The 4775-nt window shown below is 51.9% G+C and carries 2 rRNA genes; both read left to right on the top strand.

The window, feature by feature from the left end:
• Positions 1-8: 8 nt before the first annotated feature.
• Positions 9-1574: ribosomal RNA gene (locus CIL05_RS21280) — 16S ribosomal RNA — on the top strand.
• Between the two features lie 226 nt (positions 1575-1800).
• Positions 1801-4722, top strand: a 23S ribosomal RNA gene (locus tag CIL05_RS21285).
• Together the 16S and 23S rRNA genes form the textbook arrangement of a ribosomal RNA operon.
• Positions 4723-4775: the final 53 nt, after the last annotated feature.

Raw genomic sequence — 4775 nt, forward strand, 5'->3', positions numbered from 1 at the left:
TTCAAACTTTTTTGGAGAGTTTGATCTTGGCTCAGGACGAACGCTGGCGGCGTGCCTAATACATGCAAGTCGAGCGCGGGAAGCAAGGGATCACCCTTCGGGGTGTGAACTTGTGGAACGAGCGGCGGACGGGTGAGTAACACGTGGGCAACCTGCCTGTAAGATCGGGATAACTTGCGGAAACGTGAGCTAATACCGGATAATACTTTTCATTACATAATGGGAAGTTGAAAGATGGCTTTTAGCTATCACTTACAGATGGGCCCGCGGCGCATTAGCTAGTTGGTGAGGTAACTGCTCACCAAGGCGACGATGCGTAGCCGACCTGAGAGGGTGATCGGCCACACTGGGACTGAGACACGGCCCAGACTCCTACGGGAGGCAGCAGTAGGGAATCTTCCGCAATGGACGAAAGTCTGACGGAGCAACGCCGCGTGAGTGATGAAGGTTTTCGGATCGTAAAACTCTGTTGTTGGGGAAGAACAAGTACCGTTCAAATAGGGCGGTACCTTGACGGTACCTAACCAGAAAGCCCCGGCTAACTACGTGCCAGCAGCCGCGGTAATACGTAGGGGGCAAGCGTTGTCCGGAATTATTGGGCGTAAAGCGCTCGCAGGCGGTCTTTTAAGTCTGATGTGAAAGCCCACGGCTTAACCGTGGAGGGTCATTGGAAACTGGAGGACTTGAGTACAGAAGAGGAGAGTGGAATACCACGTGTAGCGGTGAAATGCGTAGAGATGTGGTGGAACACCAGTGGCGAAGGCGACTCTCTGGTCTGTAACTGACGCTGAGGAGCGAAAGCGTGGGGAGCGAACAGGATTAGATACCCTGGTAGTCCACGCCGTAAACGATGAGTGCTAGGTGTTAGGGGGTTTCCGCCCCTTAGTGCTGAAGTTAACGCATTAAGCACTCCGCCTGGGGAGTACGGCCGCAAGGCTGAAACTCAAAAGAATTGACGGGGACCCGCACAAGCGGTGGAGCATGTGGTTTAATTCGAAGCAACGCGAAGAACCTTACCAGGTCTTGACATCCTCTGATAGCGGTAGAGATACCGTGTTCCCTTCGGGGACAGAGTGACAGGTGGTGCATGGTTGTCGTCAGCTCGTGTCGTGAGATGTTGGGTTAAGTCCCGCAACGAGCGCAACCCTTAGGTCTAGTTGCCAGCATTAAGTTGGGCACTCTAGAGTGACTGCCGGTGACAAACCGGAGGAAGGTGGGGACGACGTCAAATCATCATGCCCCTTATGACCTGGGCTACACACGTGCTACAATGGATGGAACAAAGGGCAGCGAAACCGCAAGGTCAAGCAAATCCCATAAAACCATTCTCAGTTCGGATTGCAGGCTGCAACTCGCCTGCATGAAGCCGGAATCGCTAGTAATCGCGGATCAGCATGCCGCGGTGAATACGTTCCCGGGTCTTGTACACACCGCCCGTCACACCACGAGAGTTGGTAACACCCGAAGTCGGTGAGGTAACCTTTTGGAGCCAGCCGCCGAAGGTGGGACCAATGATTGGGGTGAAGTCGTAACAAGGTAGCCGTATCGGAAGGTGCGGCTGGATCACCTCCTTTCTAAGGATAATAAGGAACGCCGGAGTGCCCTCTTTAGGGTACTCACGGTAAGGACATATATGGTTGTTTGGTTCAGTTTTGAGGGATGTAAATCTCTCTGTTTGTACCTTGAAAACTAAATAAGAGTAATCAACGACATCTAATAAAAAACGCGGAAGCGACTGTTTATGCAGAAGCGGAAGCAAATGTAATATCGTAAGTTCTCTGAACTTTCAACTAATAACTTAGTTAAGTGAAGAAGGGCGCACGGTGGATGCCTTGGCACTAGGAGCCGATGAAGGACGGGACTAACACCGATATGTCTCGGGGAGTTGTAAGTAAACTTTGATCCGAGAATTTCCGAATGGGGAAACCCGCTGTTCGTAATGGAACAGTACACGTATCTGAATACATAGGGTATGTGAGGCAGACCCGGGGAACTGAAACATCTCAGTACCTGGAGGAAGAGAAAGCAATTGCGATTTCCCAAGTAGCGGCGAGCGAAACGGAATCAGCCCAAACCAGAAAGCTTGCTTTCTGGGGTTGTAGGACACTCCTTTGGAGTTACAAAGAAATTCTTTAGACGAATCGATCTGGAAAGATCAGCCACAGCGGGTAACAGCCCTGTAGTCGAAAAAGAGTTTCCTCCGGAGTGTATCCTGAGTACGGCGGAACACGAGAAATTCCGTCGGAATCCGGGAGGACCATCTCCCAAGGCTAAATACTTCCTAGTGACCGATAGTGAACCAGTACCGTGAGGGAAAGGTGAAAAGCACCCCGGAAGGGGAGTGAAATAGAACCTGAAACCGTGTGCCTACAAGTAGTCGAAGCCCGTTAATGGGTAACGGCGTACCTTTTGTAGAATGGACCGGCGAGTTACGATCGTATGCAAGGTTAAGTGGAAGACACGGAGCCGCAGCGAAAGCGAGTCTGAATAGGGCGAATTTAGTATGCGGTCGTAGACCCGAAACCGTGTGATCTACCCATGTCCAGGGTGAAGGTCAGGTAACACTGACTGGAGGCCCGAACCCACGTATGTTGAAAAATGCGGGGATGAGGTGTGGGTAGGGGTGAAATGCCAATCGAACACGGAGATAGCTGGTTCTCTCCGAAATAGCTTTAGGGCTAGCCTCAAGCATTGAGTACTGGAGGTAGAGCACTGATTGGACTAGGGGCCCTCACCGGGCTACCGAATTCAGTCAAACTCCGAATGCCAGCTACTTAGACTTGGGAGTCAGACTGTGGGTGATAAGGTTCATAGTCGAGAGGGAAACAGCCCAGACCGCCAGCTAAGGTCCCAAAGTATACGTTAAGTGGAAAAGGATGTGGAGTTGCCCAGACAACCAGGATGTTGGCTTAGAAGCAGCCATCATTTAAAGAGTGCGTAATAGCTCACTGGTCGAGTGACTCTGCGCCGAAAATGTACCGGGGCTAAACGTATCACCGAAGCTGCGGATTGTTCTTTTAGAACAATGGTAGGAGAGCGTTCCAAGTGCTGTGAAGTCAGACCGTGAGGACTGGTGGAGCGCTTGGAAGTGAGAATGCCGGTATGAGTAGCGAAAAAAGAGTGAGAATCTCTTTCACCGAAAGCCTAAGGTTTCCTGAGGAAGGCTCGTCCTCTCAGGGTTAGTCGGGACCTAAGCCGAGGCCGAAAGGCGTAGGCGATGGACAACAGGTAGATATTCCTGTACCACCTCATGAGCGTTTGAGTGATGGGGGGACGCAGTAGGATAAGGAAAGCGCACCGATGGATGTGTGCGCCCAAGCAGTGAGAAAGTCAGATAGGTAAATCCGTCTGGCAATTTCAAGCTGTGATGGGGAGGGAAATTTAGTACCGAAGTTCCTGATTTCACACTGCCAAGAAAATCCTCTAGCAAGTTCATAGGTGCCCGTACCGCAAACCAACACAGGTAGGCGAGGAGAGAATCCTAAGGTGAGCGGGAGAACTCTCGTTAAGGAACTCGGCAAAATGACCCCGTAACTTAGGGAGAAGGGGTGCTTCATTTACATGGAGCCGCAGTGAATAGGCCCAAGCGACTGTTTAGCAAAAACACAGGTCTCTGCGAAGCCGAAAGGCGAAGTATAGGGGCTGACACCTGCCCGGTGCTGGAAGGTTAAGGGGAAGAGTTAGCTCGTCAAGAGCGAAGCTTAGAACCGAAGCCCCAGTAAACGGCGGCCGTAACTATAACGGTCCTAAGGTAGCGAAATTCCTTGTCGGGTAAGTTCCGACCCGCACGAAAGGTGCAACGACTTGGGCACTGTCTCAACGAGAGACCCGGTGAAATTATACTATGCGTGAAGATGCGCATTACCCGCGACAGGACGGAAAGACCCCGTGGAGCTTTACTGTAGCCTGATATTGAATGTTTGTGCAGCTTGTACAGGATAGGTGGGAGCCTTTGAAGCGTGAGCGCTAGCTTACGTGGAGGCACCCGTGGGATACCACCCTAGCTGTATGACCATTCTAACCCAGGACCGTGATCCGGTTCGGAGACAGTGTCAGGCGGGCAGTTTGACTGGGGCGGTCGCCTCCTAAAAGGTAACGGAGGCGCCCAAAGGTTCCCTCAGAATGGTTGGAAATCATTCGCAGAGTGTAAAGGCACAAGGGAGCTTGACTGCGAGACCTACAAGTCGAGCAGGGACGAAAGTCGGGCTTAGTGATCCGGTGGTTCCGCATGGAAGGGCCATCGCTCAACGGATAAAAGCTACCCCGGGGATAACAGGCTTATCTCCCCCAAGAGTTCACATCGACGGGGAGGTTTGGCACCTCGATGTCGGCTCATCGCATCCTGGGGCTGTAGTCGGTCCCAAGGGTTGGGCTGTTCGCCCATTAAAGCGGTACGCGAGCTGGGTTCAGAACGTCGTGAGACAGTTCGGTCCCTATCCGTCGTGGGCGTTGGAAGTTTGAGAGGAGCTGTCCTTAGTACGAGAGGACCGGGATGGACACACCGCTGGTGTACCAGTTGTTCCGCCAGGAGCATAGCTGGGTAGCTACGTGTGGCAAGGATAAGTGCTGAAAGCATCTAAGCATGAAGCCCCCCTCAAGATGAGACTTCCCATCACTTCGAGTGAGTAAGATCCCTCAGAGACGATGAGGTTGATAGGTTCGAGGTAGAAGCGTGGTGACACGTGAAGCTGACGGATACTAATCGATCGAGGACTTAACTAAATTCTTTTAGATCGTCCGTTGATAACACTCTTATTTAGTTTTTAGGGTATAAA

This window comes from Virgibacillus profundi, from assembly GCF_002287375.1.
Lineage (GTDB): Bacteria > Bacillota > Bacilli > Bacillales > Amphibacillaceae > Virgibacillus_K > Virgibacillus_K profundi.